Here is an 18,532-nt window from a genome sequence, read left to right on the forward strand (position 1 = left end):
ATCGGCAATGCTGTCCCTACATAGGTTTAATGTCCCGCCGCCCGCTCTGCACGGCCGTTATCGGCCACTTTCCCCTGTGGCGCAAAAAGTCTATTCCTGATCTCCTTGGAGAGATGGAGGAATCCGAAATCAGGTGTGAGCAGGCTCTCCCTGAAGGGGGGCATATCGACCTTTTCCCGGATCAAGCCCGAGAAGATGCCGGCCCGGTCAACATTCCCCACCAGTACCGCGCCCACCAGTCGGTTGTCCTGCAACACAACCTTGCGGTACTGGTAATTCTGGATGTCCTGATAGGTATGGATCTCATACTGGGTCGGGTCCTTGGGGTTGGTGACCCCCATGGAGATGGTGGAGACCTTGAAGAACTCGATGGAGTTCATGGCCAGGCCCCCCACATATTCCTTCGTCCCCCCTGCCATGGCGGCACCGGCGATGTCTCCCTGAATGTAGGCATCGGGCCAGATCGGCATGGGGTTCTTCTGCCCGCTGAAGAAGTCGGCCGCCTCGGCCACATCGCCGGCGGCATAGATATCCTTGCTGGAGGTCTGCATCGTCGCATCCACCACGATGCCGCGGTTGACCTCGATGTCGCTCCCCTTGAGGAAGGTTGCAGCCGGGCGTACGCCGATGGCCACGACAACGGTATCACAGGGGATGAAGTCACCCGATTTGAGGGTTACGCCGCTGATCTCGGCTCCGTCCCCTTCGATACGGACGACCGTGTCCTCGGTGATGACGTCGATGCCGTTGGCCTTCATCTTGCGGGCCACGATCTTGCCGGCCGGTCGGTCGAAGGCCGAGGAAAGGACCCGGTCGGCCAGTTCGACGACGGTCACCGACTTGTCCAGCAGGTTCAGGCCCTCGGCAGCCTTGAGGCCGATCAGGCCGCCGCCGATGACTACGGCGCGGTTGATGTCCGGGGCGATGCCTTTCAGTTTGGCAGCGTCTTCCCAGGTGGTGAAGGTAAAGATGCGGTCCTTGTCGGACATCCCTTCGATGGGCGGGATGAACGGGTCGCCGCCGGTGGCCAGCAGGAGCTTGTCGTAGGCAATGGCGTCGCCGCCGGCCAGTTTGACCTTCTTGGCCTTGGTGTCCACCCCTACGACTTCCGATGCCAGCAGCAGATTGATGCGGTTCTGGGCGTAGAAGTCATCCGGCAGATAGGCCATACGTTTCTCGTTGATCAGGCCGCCCAGCAGGTAGGAGATCAGCGGCCGGCCATAGACATTATGCTTTTCCCGCGATATGACCGTGATATTGCCCAGCTGGTCCCGCTCGCGGATGGCGCGGACAGCGCCCACGGCAGCTACGGAATTGCCGACGATTACGTAGTTCATTTCTGGCTCCCCTCCCTGTACACGAGTGCCCGGTTGGGGCAGGCGTCAACGCAGGCCGGCGACTTCCTGTCCGGGCAGAGGTCGCACTTGTTGGCCTTTTTCTTCTTGAGGTTGCGCTGGATGGCGCCATAGGGGCAGGCCATCACGCATGACCAGCATCCCACGCACTGTTCGGTGTCGATGCGCACGACCCCTTCGGCATTTTTCTGGATGGCGCCTGAAATGCACGCCCGCAGGCAATCCGGCTCGTCGCAGTGCCGGCAGGTGGTCGAAAGGGAGATGATCCCGCCGTGCAACTCCTCCACCGTACAGCGGGAGATGGGACGTTCCGGCTCATGGAGAAAGGCCTTGACCGGGTCTTTCGAGAGTGAATGCTCGGTGACGCAGCCCACCTCGCACAGGTGGCAGCCAATGCAGGCATCTTCAATGGTGTAGATTCGTTTCATGGTCTATTCTCCAGCCGGCATGACGCCGAGCAAGTTCATATCCTTCTCCGTCAACCCGACGGCACGCAGTTTGTAGCGGTTGCCGCGCAGTGATTCCAGGGCGTTCAACCCCATGCCGCCCAGGATTTCCTTCATCTCGTGGCCCCAGGCGTGGACCAGGTTCACCAGCTTTTCGGCGCCGATCTCCGGGTTGAGGCGTTTGGCCAGGTAGGGGTTGTTGGTGGTGATCCCCCAGGGACACTTGCCGGTGTAGCAGCGCTGGCACAGGGTGCAGCCCATGGCCAGCAGGGCGGAGGTCCCCAGATTGATGGCGTCGGCGCCCAGGGCGATGGCCTTGATGGCGTCGCCGGAATTTCGTACGCCGCCGCCGACCACGATGGACACCTGATTACGGATGCCTTCATCACGCAACCGGGAGTCTACCGCTGCCAGGGCCAGTTCCATGGGGATGCCCACGTTGTCGCGGATTACCTGCGGTGCGGCGCCCGTGCCGCCGCGGAACCCGTCGATGGTGATGATGTCGGCGCCGGCCCGGGCCACGCCCGAGGCGATGGCGGCTATGTGGTGCACGGCGGCGATCTTGACCGACACCGGCTTGGTGTAGTTGGTGGCCTCTTTCAAGGCGTAGATCAACTGGCGCAGGTCCTCGATGGAGTAGATGTCGTGGTGCGGCGCCGGCGAGATCGCGTCGGAGCCCATGGGGATCATGCGGGTCTCGGAGATCTGGTCATCGACCTTTTCTCCCGGCAGGTGACCACCGATACCCGGTTTGGCGCCCTGGCCGATTTTGATCTCGATGCCGACTCCGGCATTCAGGTACTGTTCGCTGACGCCGAAACGGCCCGAGGCCACCTGGACGATGACGTTTTTGCCGTATTTGAAAAGGTCCTTGTGCAGGCCACCCTCGCCGGTATTGTAGATCGTGCCCAGTTCCTGGGCTGCCGCGGCCATGGCGCGATGGGCATTCAGGTTCAGGGCGCCGTAGCTCATGGCCGAGAAGATGAAAGGATATTCCAGGGTGAGCTGGGGGGATAGTTTGGTCTTCAGCTCCGGCTTCCCGGTTTTTTCGTTGTGGACGACTTCGATACGGTCAGGTTTTTTGCCCAGATAGGTACGCAGTTCCATCGGCTCGCGAAGCGGATCGATGGAGGGGTTGGTTACCTGCGATGCGTCCAGAAGCAGGTGGTCCCAGTAAATAGGGTACTTGGCCGGGTTGCCCATGGCTGTCAGCAGGATGCCGCCGGTGTCGGCCTGGGCATACACGTTGCGGATATGGGCTGCGGACCAGGACTCGTTCTTTTTGAAAGTTTCCTGGTTGGAGCGGATGGTAATGGCACCGGTGGGGCAGAGCGCCGAACAGCGGCGGCAGCCGATACAGAGCGTATTGTCTTCAGCCAGGCGGTCGTCGGCTTCCACGTAGCTGTGGACCTCATAAGCGCACTGGCGGACGCATACCTTGCAGCGGATACACTTGGGGTCGCTACGTTCGATCATGAACTCGTTGAATGATTCGTTGACGGATTTATAAAGCACTTTCTACCTCCTCCGGTACAGACCGGGTTCCTGCGCAGAACGGGGCGCGCGGCCGCAGTCATCGGCATGCCGAAAGCTCATGGGCTGATAGCGAACTATTTGCTTAAGCAACCATTGTGCCCGAAAAAACAGTTGCGGCTAAGGCGGGACCATGAGTATTATTACCCCTTGAAATAGCGGGGTATTTGCCGGTTGTCTTCCCGCGGCGACACTGCCGCGGTTTCCGGGCGTTCGGCATTGTGTGTTTTGTTTACGCTGATTTTTGAGTCGTTTTACTACACAGATGTGTACGAGTGGCGCCTGGGCGCCTCGGGTTGCAATGAATATTTCCCGCAAGACAATCCTCGTCATCGTCAGCACCTTTATCGGGCTGGTCTTTATCCTGGCCATAACCTCCGACTTCATTCTGCTCAACAGCTTTGCCAATCTCGAAAACAAACTGCTCGGCGAAAGCATCGCCAAATTGAAGTATGAAATACGGGAGAGCCTCGACGATATGGAGTCGTGCGCCCGGGATTACGTCGCGCTGGTGCAGAAGGGGGGCGCGAGTGAAATCGGCACGTTGGATACCGACTCGCTTGTCAACCATCATGTGGATTTTGTCGCCGTGTACAACGCTGCTGGAGAACTGCTCTCGGCCAAGTCGGCGGATTATCATTACCGCAGGCCTGCCGGTCTTGATGATGGACTTGTGCAATGTCTCGGCAAAACCGCACTTTTTGCCATAAAGGGCAAGGACCGGCATCTGAAGGGGGCCATCCGTAACGGCGCGCGTTTGCACCAGGTCGTTGTCAGGCCTTGTGCCGGCGGAGGCGTCCTGCTTGTGGGCAGGAACATCGACCGGGAAGAGATTGCCCAATTATCCGACATAAGCGAGTTTGCCCTCGAAATCCGGCAGGTCCGGGACGAAGGGTTGCCGGCCGACTTCAAGGAAGCGCTTGCCGATCTGGGCGACGGGGCATCCTTTCATGCGGTTCCGCTTGATGAGTCGCATATAGCGGGCTATGCCCTGTTCAACGATATCAACGGGCAGCCGCTTTTCATCGCCAAGCTGACCGAACGGCGCCTGTTGTACCAGCAGGGGAAGGCAAGCATTACCTATATCCTGGCCGCCCTTTGCGTTGCCGGCTTTGTTTTTTGCTGCGTGATGCTGTTTTTTGTCCGGGAGACGGTCCTCAAACGCCTTGGGATTCTCAGCGCCACCGTTCGGCAGATCAGCAACGACAGCGATATCTCCTCACGCCTGAAGGTCACGGAGCACAACGACGAACTGGATGATCTGGCCTTGACCATCAACGGTATGCTGGATTCGTTGGAACGGGCCGAAGTTACCCTGCGGGAGCGGGAAGAACAGTATCGCATCCTGTTCGAACGGGCGCCGGACAGCATATTGCTGCTCGGTACGGAGGGGGATGAGAGCGGCAGGATCGTTGCCGCCAACAAGGCCTCGGCCATCCAGCACGGTTATACGGTTGAAGAGTTGTGCGGCATGAGCATTCATGATCTCAATGTCCCGGAGTCCAACGAGGCCTCGGCGGATTGGATGGAGCGCATTTTCAGCGGCCAGTGGATAACCTTCGAGGTGTGGCACTTCAGAAAGGATGGGGCGCGCTTCCCCCTTGAAGTGCATGCCGGCCCGGTCAAGTTGAACGGCAAAAATTATATCCTCGGGTTTGATCGGGACATCACCTCCCGCAAGCTGGCGGAGGAGACCGACCATATGTACATGGAACAAATTCGCCAGTTGAATACCGAGCTTGCCCGTCAGGCCAACGGCCTGGAAGCTGCCAATAGCGAGCTGGAGGCTTTCAATTATTCGGTATCCCATGACTTGCGCGGCCCGCTTACGCGTATTTCCGGGTACAGCCAACTGATACTGGAGGAGGCTGCGCTCGATTCCCAGACCCGGTCGTACGTAACCCGGATCTACGAATCCAGTTGCTGGCTGAACGAGATGATCGATGCCATGCTCAGGCTGGCCCAACTGGCACGTAGCGAATTTCAGCCCCAGCAGGTCGATCTCAGCGCTATTGTCGAGAGCCTGTCGATTGATTTCAGGGCTGCGGAACCGGAACGGAGGCCGGAGGTGGTCATCGCCCCCGGCCTGACCGTCGTTGGCGACCTGCGGCTCTTGAAGATACTGCTGACCAATCTGTTCAGCAATGCCTGGAAGTATACCGCTCACAGCCCCTCCCCCCGGATCGAGTTCGGCGCGTTGCATAATGGTCCTGTTCCGGTTTTCTTCATCAGCGACACGGGTGCCGGTTTCGACATGAAGGATGTGGACCGGCTCTTCCGCGTGTTCACCCGTTTGCACGATCCCGGTCAGTTTGCGGGAAACGGCATCGGCCTGGCGACGGTGCAACGCATCGTCAATCGTCACGGCGGCAGGATCTGGGCCGAAGGCGAACCCCAAAAAGGCGCCACGTTCTATTTTACCCTCCAGCCCGATAACCCATCTGTTTCCCGCTCTTTTGCATCTTGACGCGCATGTTTGGCTGTGCTATTAAAACAGTTCTTTAAAATCAATATGTTAAATTGCATATGATTTTGCGCGAGCAAATTTTCTTTTGATGTGGAGGCGGTGATGTCACAGCAAATCACTCTAACGGTAGGTGGGCTCCTGGACGACATGGCGCGTCGTTTCCCGGAAAACGACGCCCTGGTCCATCCCCAACGCGGTCTGCGTTACAACTACAAGGAATTTAACGAGGTCTGCCGGCAGGTCGCCAAAGGTCTGCTCGCCATGGGGGTTAAAAAAGGCGACAAGGTTGCCATCTGGGCCTACAACGTTCCCGAGTGGGTCATGCTCCAGTTCGCCACGGCCAAGATCGGCGCCGTGCTGGTAACGGTCAATACCGCCTACAAATCGGCCGAGCTTGACTATATCCTCAATCAGTCCGACTCCACCACGCTCTTCATGGTCAAGTCCTTCAAGGATACCGATTACGTACAAACCGTGTACGACGTGGTGCCGGAACTTCAGGCTGCAGAGCCGGGCAAAGTGGCGTGCCCGAAGCTGCCCTATCTCAAAAATGTGGTCTTTATCGGCGATCAGGCCCCTGGGGGCATGTTCACGTTCGAGGCGATGGCCGAGGCCGGAAAGCGGATATCCGATGCTGAACTGAACGCCGTCGAGGCGACCCTCGACTGCCATGACGTGATCAATATGCAGTACACCTCCGGCACGACCGGCTTTCCCAAGGGGGTCATGCTGACCCACTTCAATCTCGTCAACAACGGTTTCAATATCGGCGAATGCATGAAGTTCACCGAAAAGGACCGCCTCTGCATCACGGTGCCGTTTTTCCACTGCTTCGGCTGCGTGCTGGGGGTCATGGCCTGCGTTACCCATGGTTCGACCATGGTGCCGGTGGAGATCTTCGATCCGCTCAAGGTGCTGCAGACGGTCCAACAGGAGAGGTGCACGGCGCTCCATGGCGTGCCGACCATGTTCATTGCCGAAATGGAACATCCGGAATTTTCCAAGTTCGACCTCAGCACCCTGCGCACCGGCATCATGGCCGGTTCGGTCTGCCCCATCGAGGTAATGAAGCGGGCGGTGAAGGATATGAACCTGACCGAGATCACCAGTGTCTACGGGCAGACCGAATCCTCACCCGGCATTACCCAAACCCGCACCGACGACCCGATCGAACTGAGGGTGGCCACGGTCGGTCGGGCTCTGCCGGGCGCCGAGGTCAAGATCGTCGATATCGAAACCGGCGCCGCCCTGCCGCCCGGTAAGCAGGGCGAGTTGTGCGGCCGTGGGTATATGGTCATGAAAGGCTATTACAAGATGCCGGAGGAAACCGCCAAGGTGATCGACGCCGACGGCTGGCTGCATACCGGCGATCTGGCCATAATGGACGAGAACGGCTACTGCAAGATTACCGGACGGATCAAGCAGATGATCATCAGGGGAGGGGAGAATATCTACCCCCGGGAGATCGAGGAGTTCCTCTACACCCATCCCAAGGTTTCCGATGTCCAGGTCTATGGCGTGCCTGACCGCAAGTACGGCGAACAGGTGATGGCGGCCATTATCCTCAAGAAGGGGCTGGAGATGACCGAGGCGGAGGTTCGGGAATTTTGCAAGGGGCGGATCGCCAACTACAAGGTTCCCAAGTATGTCAAGTTTGTGGACGGGTATCCCATGACCGCCTCGGGCAAGATCCAAAAGTTCAAGCTGCGGGAGATGGCCATCAAGGAGCTGCAATTGGAGGATGCCGGCGAGACGGCGTAGCTTCGGAGGGATGGGCGGATTGACCGGACGGTCCGTTTACCTGCGGGATTTCGGCATGGCAAGGTAGTGTGATATGATATTACAAAAACTTATCGGTATCGTTTTTCTGCTGTTCGTGATCTGCTTCATCGCCATTGTGATCGAGGAGCTGTTTCTGGGAGGCAAGCGCCGGCGAAAGCTGGAGCGCCAGCGGCGGGCCGACTACGAGATGGGGGGACCGGAGAGCAAGCGGGAGGCAGGCGGATTGTGAAACGAGGCTTGCCCATTGCATGCGCAACCGAGATGAGAAGAGATAGAAGGTGAATGGAAAAGGGCGGGGGACACAATTCCCCCGCCTTTTCTTGTGGTACGTGATTTTGGTTTTGATTAGAAACGGTAGCCGACGCCGATGCCGAAGAGGTGCGGGTTGAGGTCGAGGTCGTACTTGTTGCCGGCGATCGTCATCTTGGTGTCGGCATTGAGATATTTGTAGTCGATGTTGAAGTAGAGGTTGTCCTTGAGTTTGAAATCCACGCCGGCCTGGGCGGCCCACCCCACGCTATTGTCAATTTGGAAGCCAGGGTCAGCGCCGTTGAGTTTTGAATTGAAGGGGAATATAACGTTGACACCAAAACCGACATACGGGCTGATCGTATTGCCTGCCAGCGGGTGATACTTTACGGTCAGGGTGGGGGGGAGCAGCCACGTGGAACCTGCAAAGGAGTTGTTAACCTTGATATCGTTCCTGGTAACCCCGGCGATGAGCTCCGCAGATACATTCCTCAGGAAGAAATACTCCAGGTCGAGTTCGGGAATGATGTCGTCACTCACTTTAACGTTTGCCCCCTTAAGGTTCGTGCTTTCATCCGGCTTGACGTAAATCGCCCTGATCCGCACGCCAAACTTCTGATAATCATCCGCCGCCCCGGCCATGGTTGCCATCCCCAGCATCATTACCGCTGCCGCAACCCCTGCCACTCCTAGTAACCTTCTTCTCATCAGCCTGATCCTCCCCATAATGTGGTTATTTGGGGTTTGCACCCCAATCCAGATATCGAGAACCAACAAAAAGATATATACGATTCGCTTTGTCTTTTTAGGTGAATCCTTGAGCAAAAAATGACGTAAGTCAAGAAAATTGTTTTTGTGTTATATAAAATTAATTTGGCGATACTGAAATGCTGGATCAAGGCAAAAAGACGCCATTTCAGCCCGTATCCCGAACGGCTGCCCAAAAGGGAACAGGGGCTCTCACGCTTGCATATTTCCCGTTCATGTGTAAAATTCCCCCATCCGGCGCACCGACTATGCCGTTCCCGGGGGAGCATGCCCCCGCATGTTGGAATAGTTGTTGAGATATGTCGGCAACATGCGCGTTTATGGAGGATTCATGCGTTTGACCCCTGCCACCGAGTTGGAATACCGCTGCAAAATGCTGCAAAATCATATGGCCGCCGAGGGGTTGGATGCCATTATCATCGCCCAGAATGCCGACCTCTTTTATTTCACCGGGACCGTCCAGAGCGGCTGCCTTTACGTCCCCGCCCACGGGCAGCCGCTGTACCTCGTGCGCCGGGACGCCGCCAGGGCACGCATGGAGTCGGGGCTGAAAGAGGTGTTGCCCTTCGGTTCTCCCAAGGACATCCCCCAGTTGGCGGCCGGCCACGGCTACCCCGAGCCGAAGAAGATCGGCATGGAGTTCGATGTGCTGCCGGTCGCTCTTTTCGAACGCTATCGCAAGGTCTTCCCCAATGCGCAATTCAGCGATGCCACGCCGCTGATCCGCTTGGTGCGCATGATCAAGAGCCACTACGAGATCCATCTGATGAAGGACGCGGCAGACCAGGTGGACAAGGTGACGCGCCGGGTGCGGGACGTGCTCCGCGAGGGGATGAGCGACCTGGAGCTGGCGGCCGAGCTTGAGCATACGGCTCGCTTGAACGGCCACCTGGGGCTGATACGGATGCGGGTCTTTAATGGGGAAATGCTCTTCGGGCACACCTTTTCCGGCACGGATAGCGCCGTGCCGGCCTATACCGATACCCCCTTCGGCGGTGTGGGGCCCAGTCCCTGTTTCGGGCAGGGCGCGAGCTACAAGCCGATCAGCCGCAACGAGCCGATCATTGTCGATTTTGCCGGGAGCTTTGACGGCTATCTGGTGGACCAGACCCGTATCTTTGCCCTTGGCGGCCTCTCCGACCGCCTGCGCAAGGGATATGACGACATGCTCCGGGTGCAGGAGTTGATGAAGCAAATCGTCGTTGTGGGCGCTCCGTGGGGTGAGGTGTACGACCGGTGCCTGGCCCTGGCGGTGGAGATGGGGTATGCCGACAGTTTCATGGGAGCCAAAGGCTCACAGGTTTCCTTCATCGGCCATGGCCTGGGGGTCGAGATCGATGAATATCCTTTTATTGCGCGTGGATTTCAGGACATGACATTCCAGGTGGGGATGGCCTTTGCCTTTGAACCCAAGGTGGTCTTTCCGGGAGAGGGGGCGGTCGGTATCGAAAACACCTTCTATATCAGCGATGAGGGGCTCAAACAATTGACCTATTCGAGTGAAGAACTGGTGATCCTGTCTCGCTAGCGCGCCTATAAAATTTTTGTTGCATTTTGTCAAGGCTTTGGTATAACTACGACACTTCTTAATTGTATACAGTATCCTAAAAAAATATTTTTGGATTGGGTAGACGACCGTTTCGGTTGGTTTTTACTGGTATCGAAGAGTCCGGCTCACACTGCTGATCTCAGTTTAATCCTCACAACGAAAGGAGAGTACCAACATGGCATTGAAAGAGACACTCAAGCAGAAGATTGAGGAACACCGCCCCCGTACCACCAAGCTTACCAAGGAGTTCGGCAAGGTGATCATCGATCAGGTGACCATCGAACAATGCATCGGCGGCGCCCGCGATATCCGCAGCCTCGTCACCGACATCTCCTATCTCGATCCCCAGGAAGGCATCCGTTTCCGCGGCAAGACCATCCCCGAGACCTTTGCGGCGCTGCCCAAGGCCGCCGGTTCGGCCTACCCGACCGTTGAGTCCTTCTGGTACTTTCTGCTGACCGGCGACGTGCCGACCGACGCCCAGGTCGCCGAAGTCGCAGCCGAGTGGAAGACGCGCCAAGCGGTTCCCGAGTACGTCTTCACCGCCATTCGCGCCCTGCCCAGGGACAGCCATCCCATGGTCATGCTCTCGGTCGGCATCATGGCCCTGCAGAAAGAGTCCAAGTTTGCCGCTTTCTACAACTCCGGCAAATTCAACAAAATGGTCGCCTGGGAATCGGTCTATGAAGATGCCAGCGACATCGTGGCGCGTATCCCCATTATCGCCGCCTTCATCTACAACCTGAAGTACAAGGGCGACAAGCAGATCGCCATTGACCCGACTCTCGACATGGGTGCCAACTTCGCCCACATGATCGGGCAGAGCGATCAGTACAAGGATGTGGCACGCATGTACTTCATCCTGCACTCCGACCATGAGTCCGGCAACGTCTCGGCCCACACCACCCACTTGGTGCATTCGGCCCTGTCCGACCCCTACTATGCCTATGCCGCCGGCCTGAACGGCTTGGCCGGCCCGCTGCACGGCCTGGCCAACCAGGAGGTCCTGGGCTGGATCATGGAATTCCAGAAAAAACTCAATGGTGCCGAGCCGACCAAGGAAAACGTCACCAAGGCCCTCTGGGACACCCTCAATGCCGGCCAGGTTGTTCCGGGCTACGGCCACGCCGTTCTGCGCAAGACCGACCCGCGTTACACCGCCCAGCGCGAGTTCTGCCTCAAGACGCCGGGCCTCAAGGACGACCCGCTGTTCAAGCTGGTTGCCATGATCTTCGAAACGGCGCCGGGCGTCCTCACCGAGCACGGCAAGACCAAAAACCCCTGGCCGAACGTCGATGCCCAATCCGGCGTCATTCAGTGGTACTACGGCGTCAAGGAATGGGACTTCTACACCGTTCTGTTCGGCGTTGGCCGCGCCTTGGGCTGCATGGCCAACATCACCTGGGACCGCGGTCTGGGCTACGCCATCGAGCGTCCCAAGTCCGTTACCACCGCCATGTTGGAGAAGTGGGCCGCCGATGGTGGGCGCCAGCTGTCCTGATCCGATTTTTTCATGAAAAGAAGCAGGGGGATGCGGCAGCGCATCCCCTTTTTTTATTTTCAGACTTGCAAAACTGCAAAAATAAGGTATAAAAGATAATAATTGTCGTATTTGCTGATGCAGTGATTCAAAGACAGAAATTGCGGATATGGCGGGACAAAATGCCCCGAGCTCTGTCCGGTCCGTATTCATTCCATAGCCCTTTTTGAACCGTTGGGCGAAAACCGGTAACCCACTGCCTGGAAACAGGTATCAACAACAACACACAGGAGGAATACCATCATGCCGAAGCTTCTTGAAATCTACAAATGCGAACATTGCGGCAATATCGTCGAGATCGTCCACGGCGGCGGCGCTCCGCTGCACTGCTGCGGCGAGCCGATGAAGCAGTTGACGGAAAACACCGTTGATGCTGCCAAGGAAAAACATGTGCCGGTTATCGAAATCGGCGACGGCATCGTCAAGGTCACGGTGGGCAGCGTGCCCCACCCCATGGAGGAGAAACATTACATCGAGTGGATTGAACTTGTCGCCGACGGCAAGGCCTACCGCCAGGCCCTTAAACCGGGCGATGTGCCGACCGCCACGTTCAACATCACCGCCACCAGCCTGACGGCCCGTGAACTGTGCAATCTGCACGGCCTCTGGTCTGCCCAGGCCTGATGCGGCAGCGGTAAAATACATAAAAATCAAAGCCCGCCGGGGATTCCGACGGGCTTTTTTTCTCTCGGGGGGACACCGTGAACAGACAAGCCGCCATGGCATGCCGCGCAGGATGCGCTGCCTGCTGCATAGCACCTTCGATTTCCTCGCCGATCCCGGGCATGGACGACGGCAAGCCGGCTGGGGTGCGTTGCGTGCAACTGACGCCCGACAACCACTGTGGCCTCTTTGGCCGCCCCGAACGTCCACCCGTCTGCACCAGCCTGCAGCCGAGCCTCGATATGTGCGGCCATGACGAACGGGAAGCGATGGAGCTTCTGTCGCGGATGGAACTGTTTACGCTGCCTGGCCGTTGTTGACAAACATTTTATTGACATTGTTGGCCTGAATGGTGTTCAAGCATAGTTCGTAGGCCGTATCTTTTTGGCGGGGCGTTCGCGGGATGCGTCGGCAATCATACCTCCGGGAGTCGATGGTGACACAGCGTCGTGAGATTACTCATAGCGAGCTTTTCTGGGGATTCAACCAAATCGCCCTGTCGGGGTTCGGCGGTGTCATGGCATGGGCTCGCCGTGCTATCGTCGAAGAACGGGAGTGGCTCTCCTCCGAGGAATTCACCACCCTGTTCGGCCTGTGCCAGTTCATGCCCGGACCGAACATCGTCAACCTCTCGGTCTGCATCGGGGCTCGCTTCCAGGGCGCCAGCGGCGCCGTTGTCTCGCTGCTCGGTCTGCTGCTCGCACCGTTTGTCATCATCATCGCGCTTGGGGCGCTCTACGGCAGGTTTGGTGAGTTGCCCGCGATCCAGGCCATGCTGCGCGGCATCGCCGCCGTCGCGGCAGGCCTGATCCTGGCCATGGGGGTGCGGATGGCGGCCGACCTCTTGAAACGGCCATTCCTGATGATTTTCAGCGTCGCGATCCTGGTGGCGGTGGTTTTTCTTCACTGGCCCCTGGTCATGGTCATGTTTGGTTTGGCCCCGTTCAGCATGTGGGTTGCGGCGCGCCGGTACTGTAGCGCGCCATGAACATAATCGTCGAGATCACACTCCAATTCGGGATGCTCTCCCTGGTTGCCTTTGGCGGTGCCGGCGCGGTGCTGCCCGAGTTGCACCGGCTGGCGGTGGAGACCCACCACTGGATGAACGACGCCACCTTTGCCCACCTGGTGGCCATCTCCCAGGCCACGCCGGGGCCCAATGCGATTATCGCCACCCTGATCGGCTGGCATGTGGCGGGACTGTCCGGCGCCCTGGCCGCCACGACGGCCATGTGCGGCCCTTCGAGCCTGCTGATCTACTTTTTCATGCGCTTCTGGGAGAAAATCCACGGCACGCGCTGGCGGCTCATCATCCAGACCGGCATCTCGCCCCTGGCGATCGGCCTGGTCCTGGCAAGCGGCTGCATCATCACCCGTGGAGCCGATGCAAGCTGGGGGGGCTACGGCCTCACGGCGGCAACCGTGCTGATCGTCCTGAACAGCCGGTGGAACCCGCTATGGCTGATCGGGGCCGGCGCGATGTTGGGACTGGCCGGCGTCATCTGAGCGGGGCGGGCACTCGCCACCTTTTTTACACTCTCTTTTATTCCCGCCTCCCTTTACACCTGCCCGCGGCTCATGTATCATCATGCCATCATGAAGCGCATCCTAACGTTTTACATAATCCGCGAAATCGCCTCACTCTTCCTGCTCGGCATCGCGGTTTTCACCCTGATCCTGTTGATGGGGAGGCTGATCAAACTCACCGATCTGGTCATCTCCCGCGGCGTGCCCCTGGCGGATATCAGCCGGATGATCCTGTACCTGATGCCCTCGTTTCTGGTGTTCACGATCCCCATGGCCTTTCTTTTGGCGGTGTTGCTGGCCTTTGGCCGCCTTTCGGCCGATAACGAGATCACGGTGATGAAATCCGGCGGACTCAGCCTGGTGCAGATCATGCCGCCGGTGCTGCTGTGCGGCGTAGTTGCCGTGTTGTTGACCCTTGCCGCCAGCATCGTCGGCGTTCCCTGGGGGAACAGCGCCTTCAAACGCATCAGTTTCGAGATGTTGAAGCAGAACGTGGCTGTGACGATCCGCGAGAAGGTGTTCTGGGACGAAATCCCGGGCATTATCCTCTATACCGACCATTACGACGAACAGAGCCACACCCTTAAGGGGGTCGTCATCCACGACGGCCGCGACCAGGCGCGTCCCATGACCATCTTTGCCGCCAGCGGAAATGTCGGCTGCACGCCCAATCAGCAGGATATCTGCCTGGTGCTCAACAACGGCAGCATCCACGCGGCAGGCAAGGGAGACGGGTACCGGCTGGTCAATTTCGGGGAGTACGCCATGACCGTGGCCGGTCCCGGCAAAGGGGGGGGGATCGGTCGCAATGAACTGGATATGGGGATCGGTGAGTTGCGGCAGCAGATCGACAACCCTGCAACTCCCAAGGCGACCCGCCTCAAGATGGCGGCCGAACTCCAGAGCCGTTTCGCTTTTCCGTTCGCCTCCCTGGTGTTCGCCGTCGTAGCCGTGCCGCTGGGCATCCAGAACCGCCGTTCGGGCAAATCCGCCGGTTTTTCCGTCAGCATCGCCATCCTGCTGGCCTACTATGTGCTCCTCTCGCTTCTGCGGACCTTGGCGGAACGGGGAACGCTGCCGGCGGAACTGGCGCTCTGGCTCCCCAATGTGATCTTTCTGGCCGTGGGATGGCACTTTCTGCGGATGGCATCCCTGGAACGCAGTATCTGGACAGCCGTTCAGAATGTGCTCTTGACCCTGATCGGGAGGAGGAACGCCGTTCGATGACGATCCTCGCCCGCTACATAGCAATGGCCTGGCTGCGCCTCCTGGCCCTCTGCCTGGGGAGTTTCGTGGCCGTGTACCTGGTGCTGGACATGATGGACAAGATACCGCGCTTCATCCGTGCCGGCGGCTCGGGCGGGGACATCCTGCGGTTCTTTGTCTGGAAACTGCCGGAAATGGTCGGCCAGACCGCCTCGTTTTCGATCCTGATGGCGACCCTGCTGACCCTGGGGATGTTCTCCCGCAACAGCGAGATCATCGCCATGCGCAGTTGCGGGATCAGCCTGCTGCGCATTTCGTTCCCCATGCTGTTTTTGGGGCTGGTTGCCAGCTTTGTGCTGCTTCTAAACGCCGAACTAGTGGTGCCCGGCAGCTACGAACGTATGGAGCGGATCGAGCGGGTCGATATCCGCAAGCTGGGCGTCAATGCGGTATTCAGACGCAACAATATCTGGTTCCGTTCCGACAACCAAATCCTTCAGGCCCGCCTGTTCGACCCCCAGGCCAAGGTGCTGCGGGGGGTCACCCTCTGGAAGCTGGACGGTTCCATGAACCCGACCAGCCGTATCGATGCCGGATCGGCCGAATTCCATGACGGGCGCTGGACCCTGAAAGACGTGGTGACGAAGGATTTCAGCCAGGGGCACGGGTATGTGGCCCAGCGGGCCCGCAGTATGGATGTGGCCCTGAATCTGAAATTGGACGATCTGCGCGTCCTGGACAACAATGCCGACAACCTGAGTTACCGGAAGCTCAAGGAGTATGCCGATAATCTGCAAAACGGCGGTTATCAGGCCTTTCGTTACCTGACCATGATGCACACCAAGCTTTCCGGGCCGTTTGCGGCCTTTGTGATGGTTATCCTGGGCATTCCGTTTGCATTCAGGAACAGCCGTTCGGGCGGCGCCGCTCTCGGGATCGGGGCCAGTATCGGCATCGGTTTCGCCTATTTTGTGGTCAATGCCGTGCTGCTTTCCTACGGGCGCAGCGGGGTGCTGCCGCCCTTGGTTGCGGCCTGGGGAGCCAATATCATCTTCTGCCTGAGCGGGGTGTGGTTGGCCATGTCCGTGAAGAATTGAGCCTGATCGACCACGCATTCCGTCAGGGCGCGGCATGCGCCCCGTCAGTCCCCCTTTGACAGGTTACGCATCCTGTCGCCGAAAGCCGCAAGGAGGCCGTACATGAAAAACATCGCCGCTATCCTGATCATCGTGACGTTCTGTCTGGCAGGAAATACCGCCCTGTTTGCCGCCGAACGGCCGCAGCGCGTCATGAAGCCGGCGGTCTCGACTCCGGATACGTCTCCCGCCATTCTCAGCATCATTCCCGCTCAGGCGGAGCCAGGCGGCAAGGTGACCATCTTCGGCGCCAATTTCGGCGAGCAGATTTCCGCCTTTCTCGGCAGCGTGGAGATACCGGCCAAGGTAACCGACGGCCGGCAACTCGAATTCATCGTTCCGCCGTTGGACGCGGGGTTGTACGCCCTGTACCTCAAGCGGGGCGACGGCGTCGTGGGTCGGGCCTACAACTTTTCCGTACTCCCCCTGCGGCCGGTGCTTATCGCCCTTTCGCCCGACAAGATCAGTTCCTGCGCCCAGGGGGGGGAGCGGGACGTGACCGCCGTGGGGCGGAATTTCGGTGAGACGACGTTCCTCTTCTTCGATAATGCCTCCATCAAGAGCCGGGTGGTTTCGGCCGAGGCCATCGCCTTCCGGGTGCCCCAGGTGGCGGGGGGGCTGCACCAGGTCATGGTAAAAAATTCACCCGAGAACGCCTCGGTGCAACTGGCGCTGGAGATCGAGACCAAACCGGAAATCAGCCAGGTGACCCGGGGAAACGAGTACGTGAATTATTACGAATTGATCATAGAGGGGAAGAATTTCCAACAGAACTCGGCCCTCTATGTGGACGGCCAGCGCATTGGCGGCAATGGCGGCCAGGATTCGGCGGCACGGGAGAAAGTGATCTTTATCGACTGTACCAGGCTCATTTACCAACGGTTTCCCTATTCGCCGGTCGCTAAGGATTTCCGCCTGCAGGTGGTGAATCCCGGGAACGAGGGGAGCCAGGTGATTAACGTCAGTGCGCCGTGATAGGGGAATGAAACTTTGAACTCGGAGGATAATACTGTTATGAAGCTTGGAACCCCGCTGAAACCGGGCGCTACCAGACTACTCCTGCTGGGATCGGGAGAACTGGGCAAGGAGGTCGCCATCGAGGCCCAACGTCTCGGCGTGGAGGTGATCGCCGTGGACCGTTACCCCCATGCCCCGGCCATGCAGGTGGCCCACAGAAGTCATGTCATCAGCATGCTGGACCGGGAGGCGCTGCGGCGGGTGGTGGCGGAGGAACGGCCCGACCTGATCGTACCGGAGATCGAGGCTATCGACACCGCCTTTCTGCTGGAGCTGGAACAGGGGGGGCAGCGGGTGATCCCCACGGCGCGGGCGACGAACCTGACCATGAACCGGGAAGGAATTCGGCGCCTGGCGGCCGAAGAGCTGGGCCTGCCCACGGCACGCTACGCATTTGCGAAAAGTGCGGAAGAGCTGCGCTCCAATGCCGCGGCCATCGGCTTTCCCTGCGTGGTGAAGCCGATCATGAGTTCATCCGGCAAGGGGCAGAGCGTGGTGCGGTCAGCCTCGGACGTGGATGCCGCCTGGCGCTACGCCATGGAGGGAGCCCGCGGCGCTTCGGATACCGCCATCATCGAGGAGTTCATCCCGTTCGACTACGAGATCACCTTGCTGACCGTCCGCCATGCCGGCGGTACCTCGTTCTGCCCCCCCATCGGTCACGTCCAGATCAAAGGGGACTACCACGAATCGTGGCAGCCCATGGCCATGTCGGCGGCGGCCCTTGCCGAGGCGAGGCGTCAGGCGGCGGCGGTCACCGGCGCCCTGGGCGGTTACGGCATCTTCGGGGTGGAGTTGTTCGTCAGCGGCGACAAAGTCTGGTTCAGCGAGGTGTCCCCCCGCCCCCACGACACCGGCATGGTGACCATGGTCTCTCAGAACCTGAGCCAGTTCGAGCTGCACGTGCGCGCCATACTCGGGCTGCCGGTGCCCGAGATCCTCAACCTGGCCCCTTCGGCCAGCCATGTGATCCTGGCGAAGGAAAGCCTGGACAACGTGCGTTTCGAGGGGCTTGCGGAGGCGCTCAACGTCCCCGGCGCCAAGCTTCGCCTGTTCGGCAAGCCGGATACCCGTCCCGGCCGGCGCATGGGGGTGGCCCTGGTGCAAGGGGCATCCACCGACGAGGCCCGAAGCCGGGCCGAGGCCAGCGCCCATTGCGTGCGGTTGGTTCCCCAAGGATAAAACTGCGGTTCGAAGAAACGAGTAAACGGAACCGGCATCGTCCACGCTTTTACGCACAATCAAACAAAAAGACCTCCGAGGCGTTCCCTGCCTCGGAGGTCTTTCAACTCCC

General features: G+C 59.1%; 17 protein-coding genes. 13 read left to right on the forward strand and 4 right to left on the reverse strand.

Going from position 1 to position 18,532, the window contains the following annotated elements; translation table 11 throughout:
• Positions 1 to 26: 26 nt before the first annotated feature.
• From F6V25_RS07240 to F6V25_RS07250, 3 genes are read right to left on the reverse strand one after another with little or no spacing between them, the layout of a single operon-like run.
• Entirely contained in the window at positions 27 to 1,337 is a 1,311-nt protein-coding gene (locus F6V25_RS07240) for an NAD(P)/FAD-dependent oxidoreductase (RefSeq protein ID WP_151127928.1), read from the reverse strand.
• Entirely contained in the window at positions 1,334 to 1,783 is a 450-nt protein-coding gene (locus F6V25_RS07245) for a 4Fe-4S dicluster domain-containing protein (RefSeq protein WP_149306545.1), read from the reverse strand. The genes F6V25_RS07240 and F6V25_RS07245 overlap by 4 nt, the downstream gene beginning before the upstream one ends.
• Before the next feature lie 3 nt (positions 1,784 to 1,786).
• Positions 1,787 to 3,316 carry a glutamate synthase-related protein gene (locus F6V25_RS07250; RefSeq protein ID WP_151127929.1) on the reverse strand — a complete coding sequence of 510 codons (1,530 nt, stop codon included), beginning with the start codon at positions 3,314 to 3,316 and terminating at the stop codon, positions 1,787 to 1,789.
• A 319-nt stretch (positions 3,317 to 3,635) separates the two neighbouring features.
• On the opposite strand from F6V25_RS07250, the gene F6V25_RS07255 reads away from it, so the two are divergent.
• The 3 genes from F6V25_RS07255 to F6V25_RS16955 all read left to right on the forward strand — a co-directional run bounded on the left by F6V25_RS07255 (position 3,636) and on the right by F6V25_RS16955 (position 7,812).
• Entirely contained in the window at positions 3,636 to 5,801 is a 2,166-nt protein-coding gene (locus F6V25_RS07255) for a PAS domain S-box protein (protein ID WP_191966106.1), read from the forward strand.
• A 102-nt stretch (positions 5,802 to 5,903) separates the two neighbouring features.
• Positions 5,904 to 7,562: an AMP-binding protein gene (locus F6V25_RS07260; protein ID WP_151127931.1), complete on the forward strand. Its 1,659-nt coding sequence runs from the start codon at positions 5,904 to 5,906 to the stop codon at positions 7,560 to 7,562.
• Positions 7,563 to 7,635: 73 nt separating this feature from the next.
• Positions 7,636 to 7,812 (forward strand): hypothetical protein, encoded by a 177-nt coding sequence (locus tag F6V25_RS16955; RefSeq protein ID WP_191966120.1) that lies wholly within the window; start codon positions 7,636 to 7,638, stop codon positions 7,810 to 7,812.
• A gap of 116 nt (positions 7,813 to 7,928) precedes the next feature.
• Here the strand turns inward: F6V25_RS16955 and F6V25_RS07265 are convergent, their stop codons facing one another.
• Positions 7,929 to 8,540: an OmpW/AlkL family protein gene (locus F6V25_RS07265; protein WP_191966107.1), complete on the reverse strand. Its 612-nt coding sequence runs from the start codon at positions 8,538 to 8,540 to the stop codon at positions 7,929 to 7,931.
• Between the two features lie 391 nt (positions 8,541 to 8,931).
• On the opposite strand from F6V25_RS07265, the gene F6V25_RS07270 reads away from it, so the two are divergent.
• From F6V25_RS07270 to purT, 10 genes are all read left to right on the forward strand, one after another.
• Positions 8,932 to 10,128 (forward strand): M24 family metallopeptidase, encoded by a 1,197-nt coding sequence (locus F6V25_RS07270; protein ID WP_151127933.1) that lies wholly within the window; start codon positions 8,932 to 8,934, stop codon positions 10,126 to 10,128.
• A 196-nt stretch (positions 10,129 to 10,324) separates the two neighbouring features.
• On the forward strand, positions 10,325 to 11,650 hold the full coding sequence (locus F6V25_RS07275; RefSeq protein ID WP_149306540.1) for a citrate (Si)-synthase: 1,326 nt from the start codon (positions 10,325 to 10,327) through the stop codon (positions 11,648 to 11,650).
• A 282-nt stretch (positions 11,651 to 11,932) separates the two neighbouring features.
• Positions 11,933 to 12,313 carry a desulfoferrodoxin gene (locus F6V25_RS07280; RefSeq protein WP_151127934.1) on the forward strand — a complete coding sequence of 127 codons (381 nt, stop codon included), beginning with the start codon at positions 11,933 to 11,935 and terminating at the stop codon, positions 12,311 to 12,313.
• 95 nt (positions 12,314 to 12,408) lie between these two features.
• Positions 12,409 to 12,672: a YkgJ family cysteine cluster protein gene (locus F6V25_RS07285; RefSeq protein ID WP_151127985.1), complete on the forward strand. Its 264-nt coding sequence runs from the start codon at positions 12,409 to 12,411 to the stop codon at positions 12,670 to 12,672.
• A gap of 116 nt (positions 12,673 to 12,788) precedes the next feature.
• A complete protein-coding gene (locus tag F6V25_RS07290) occupies positions 12,789 to 13,340 on the forward strand; it encodes a chromate transporter (protein ID WP_218043531.1) in 552 nt (183 codons plus the stop codon).
• Complete coding sequence (locus tag F6V25_RS07295; RefSeq protein WP_151127936.1) at positions 13,337 to 13,858, forward strand: chromate transporter; 522 nt, start codon at positions 13,337 to 13,339, stop codon at positions 13,856 to 13,858. The genes F6V25_RS07290 and F6V25_RS07295 overlap by 4 nt, the downstream gene beginning before the upstream one ends.
• A gap of 90 nt (positions 13,859 to 13,948) precedes the next feature.
• Positions 13,949 to 15,106 (forward strand): LPS export ABC transporter permease LptF, encoded by a 1,158-nt coding sequence (lptF, locus tag F6V25_RS07300; protein WP_151127937.1) that lies wholly within the window; start codon positions 13,949 to 13,951, stop codon positions 15,104 to 15,106.
• Positions 15,103 to 16,182 carry an LPS export ABC transporter permease LptG gene (lptG, locus tag F6V25_RS07305; protein ID WP_151127938.1) on the forward strand — a complete coding sequence of 360 codons (1,080 nt, stop codon included), beginning with the start codon at positions 15,103 to 15,105 and terminating at the stop codon, positions 16,180 to 16,182. The genes lptF and lptG overlap by 4 nt, the downstream gene beginning before the upstream one ends.
• A 102-nt stretch (positions 16,183 to 16,284) precedes the next feature.
• A complete protein-coding gene (locus tag F6V25_RS07310; RefSeq protein WP_151127939.1) occupies positions 16,285 to 17,196 on the forward strand; it encodes an IPT/TIG domain-containing protein in 912 nt (303 codons plus the stop codon).
• 39 nt (positions 17,197 to 17,235) lie between these two features.
• Positions 17,236 to 18,420 (forward strand): formate-dependent phosphoribosylglycinamide formyltransferase, encoded by a 1,185-nt coding sequence (gene purT / locus F6V25_RS07315; RefSeq protein ID WP_151127940.1) that lies wholly within the window; start codon positions 17,236 to 17,238, stop codon positions 18,418 to 18,420.
• Positions 18,421 to 18,532: the final 112 nt, after the last annotated feature.

Source organism: Oryzomonas japonica, assembly GCF_008802365.1.
Classification (GTDB): Bacteria; Desulfobacterota; Desulfuromonadia; order Geobacterales; family Pseudopelobacteraceae; genus Oryzomonas; species Oryzomonas japonica.

Coding starts and splice junctions, on each gene's coding strand:
- F6V25_RS07285 (WP_151127985.1), top strand. CDS start 12,409: ATGGCATGCCGCGCAGGATGCGCTGCCTGCTGCATAGCACCTTCGATT.
- F6V25_RS07255 (WP_191966106.1), top strand. CDS start 3,636: ATGAATATTTCCCGCAAGACAATCCTCGTCATCGTCAGCACCTTTATC.
- F6V25_RS07270 (WP_151127933.1), top strand. CDS start 8,932: ATGCGTTTGACCCCTGCCACCGAGTTGGAATACCGCTGCAAAATGCTG.
- lptG (WP_151127938.1), top strand. CDS start 15,103: ATGACGATCCTCGCCCGCTACATAGCAATGGCCTGGCTGCGCCTCCTG.
- F6V25_RS07240 (WP_151127928.1), bottom strand. CDS start 1,337: ATGAACTACGTAATCGTCGGCAATTCCGTAGCTGCCGTGGGCGCTGTC.
- F6V25_RS07295 (WP_151127936.1), top strand. CDS start 13,337: ATGAACATAATCGTCGAGATCACACTCCAATTCGGGATGCTCTCCCTG.
- lptF (WP_151127937.1), top strand. CDS start 13,949: ATGAAGCGCATCCTAACGTTTTACATAATCCGCGAAATCGCCTCACTC.
- F6V25_RS07310 (WP_151127939.1), top strand. CDS start 16,285: ATGAAAAACATCGCCGCTATCCTGATCATCGTGACGTTCTGTCTGGCA.
- F6V25_RS07280 (WP_151127934.1), top strand. CDS start 11,933: ATGCCGAAGCTTCTTGAAATCTACAAATGCGAACATTGCGGCAATATC.
- F6V25_RS07260 (WP_151127931.1), top strand. CDS start 5,904: ATGTCACAGCAAATCACTCTAACGGTAGGTGGGCTCCTGGACGACATG.
- F6V25_RS07245 (WP_149306545.1), bottom strand. CDS start 1,783: ATGAAACGAATCTACACCATTGAAGATGCCTGCATTGGCTGCCACCTG.
- F6V25_RS07265 (WP_191966107.1), bottom strand. CDS start 8,540: ATGAGAAGAAGGTTACTAGGAGTGGCAGGGGTTGCGGCAGCGGTAATG.
- F6V25_RS16955 (WP_191966120.1), top strand. CDS start 7,636: ATGATATTACAAAAACTTATCGGTATCGTTTTTCTGCTGTTCGTGATC.
- purT (WP_151127940.1), top strand. CDS start 17,236: ATGAAGCTTGGAACCCCGCTGAAACCGGGCGCTACCAGACTACTCCTG.
- F6V25_RS07275 (WP_149306540.1), top strand. CDS start 10,325: ATGGCATTGAAAGAGACACTCAAGCAGAAGATTGAGGAACACCGCCCC.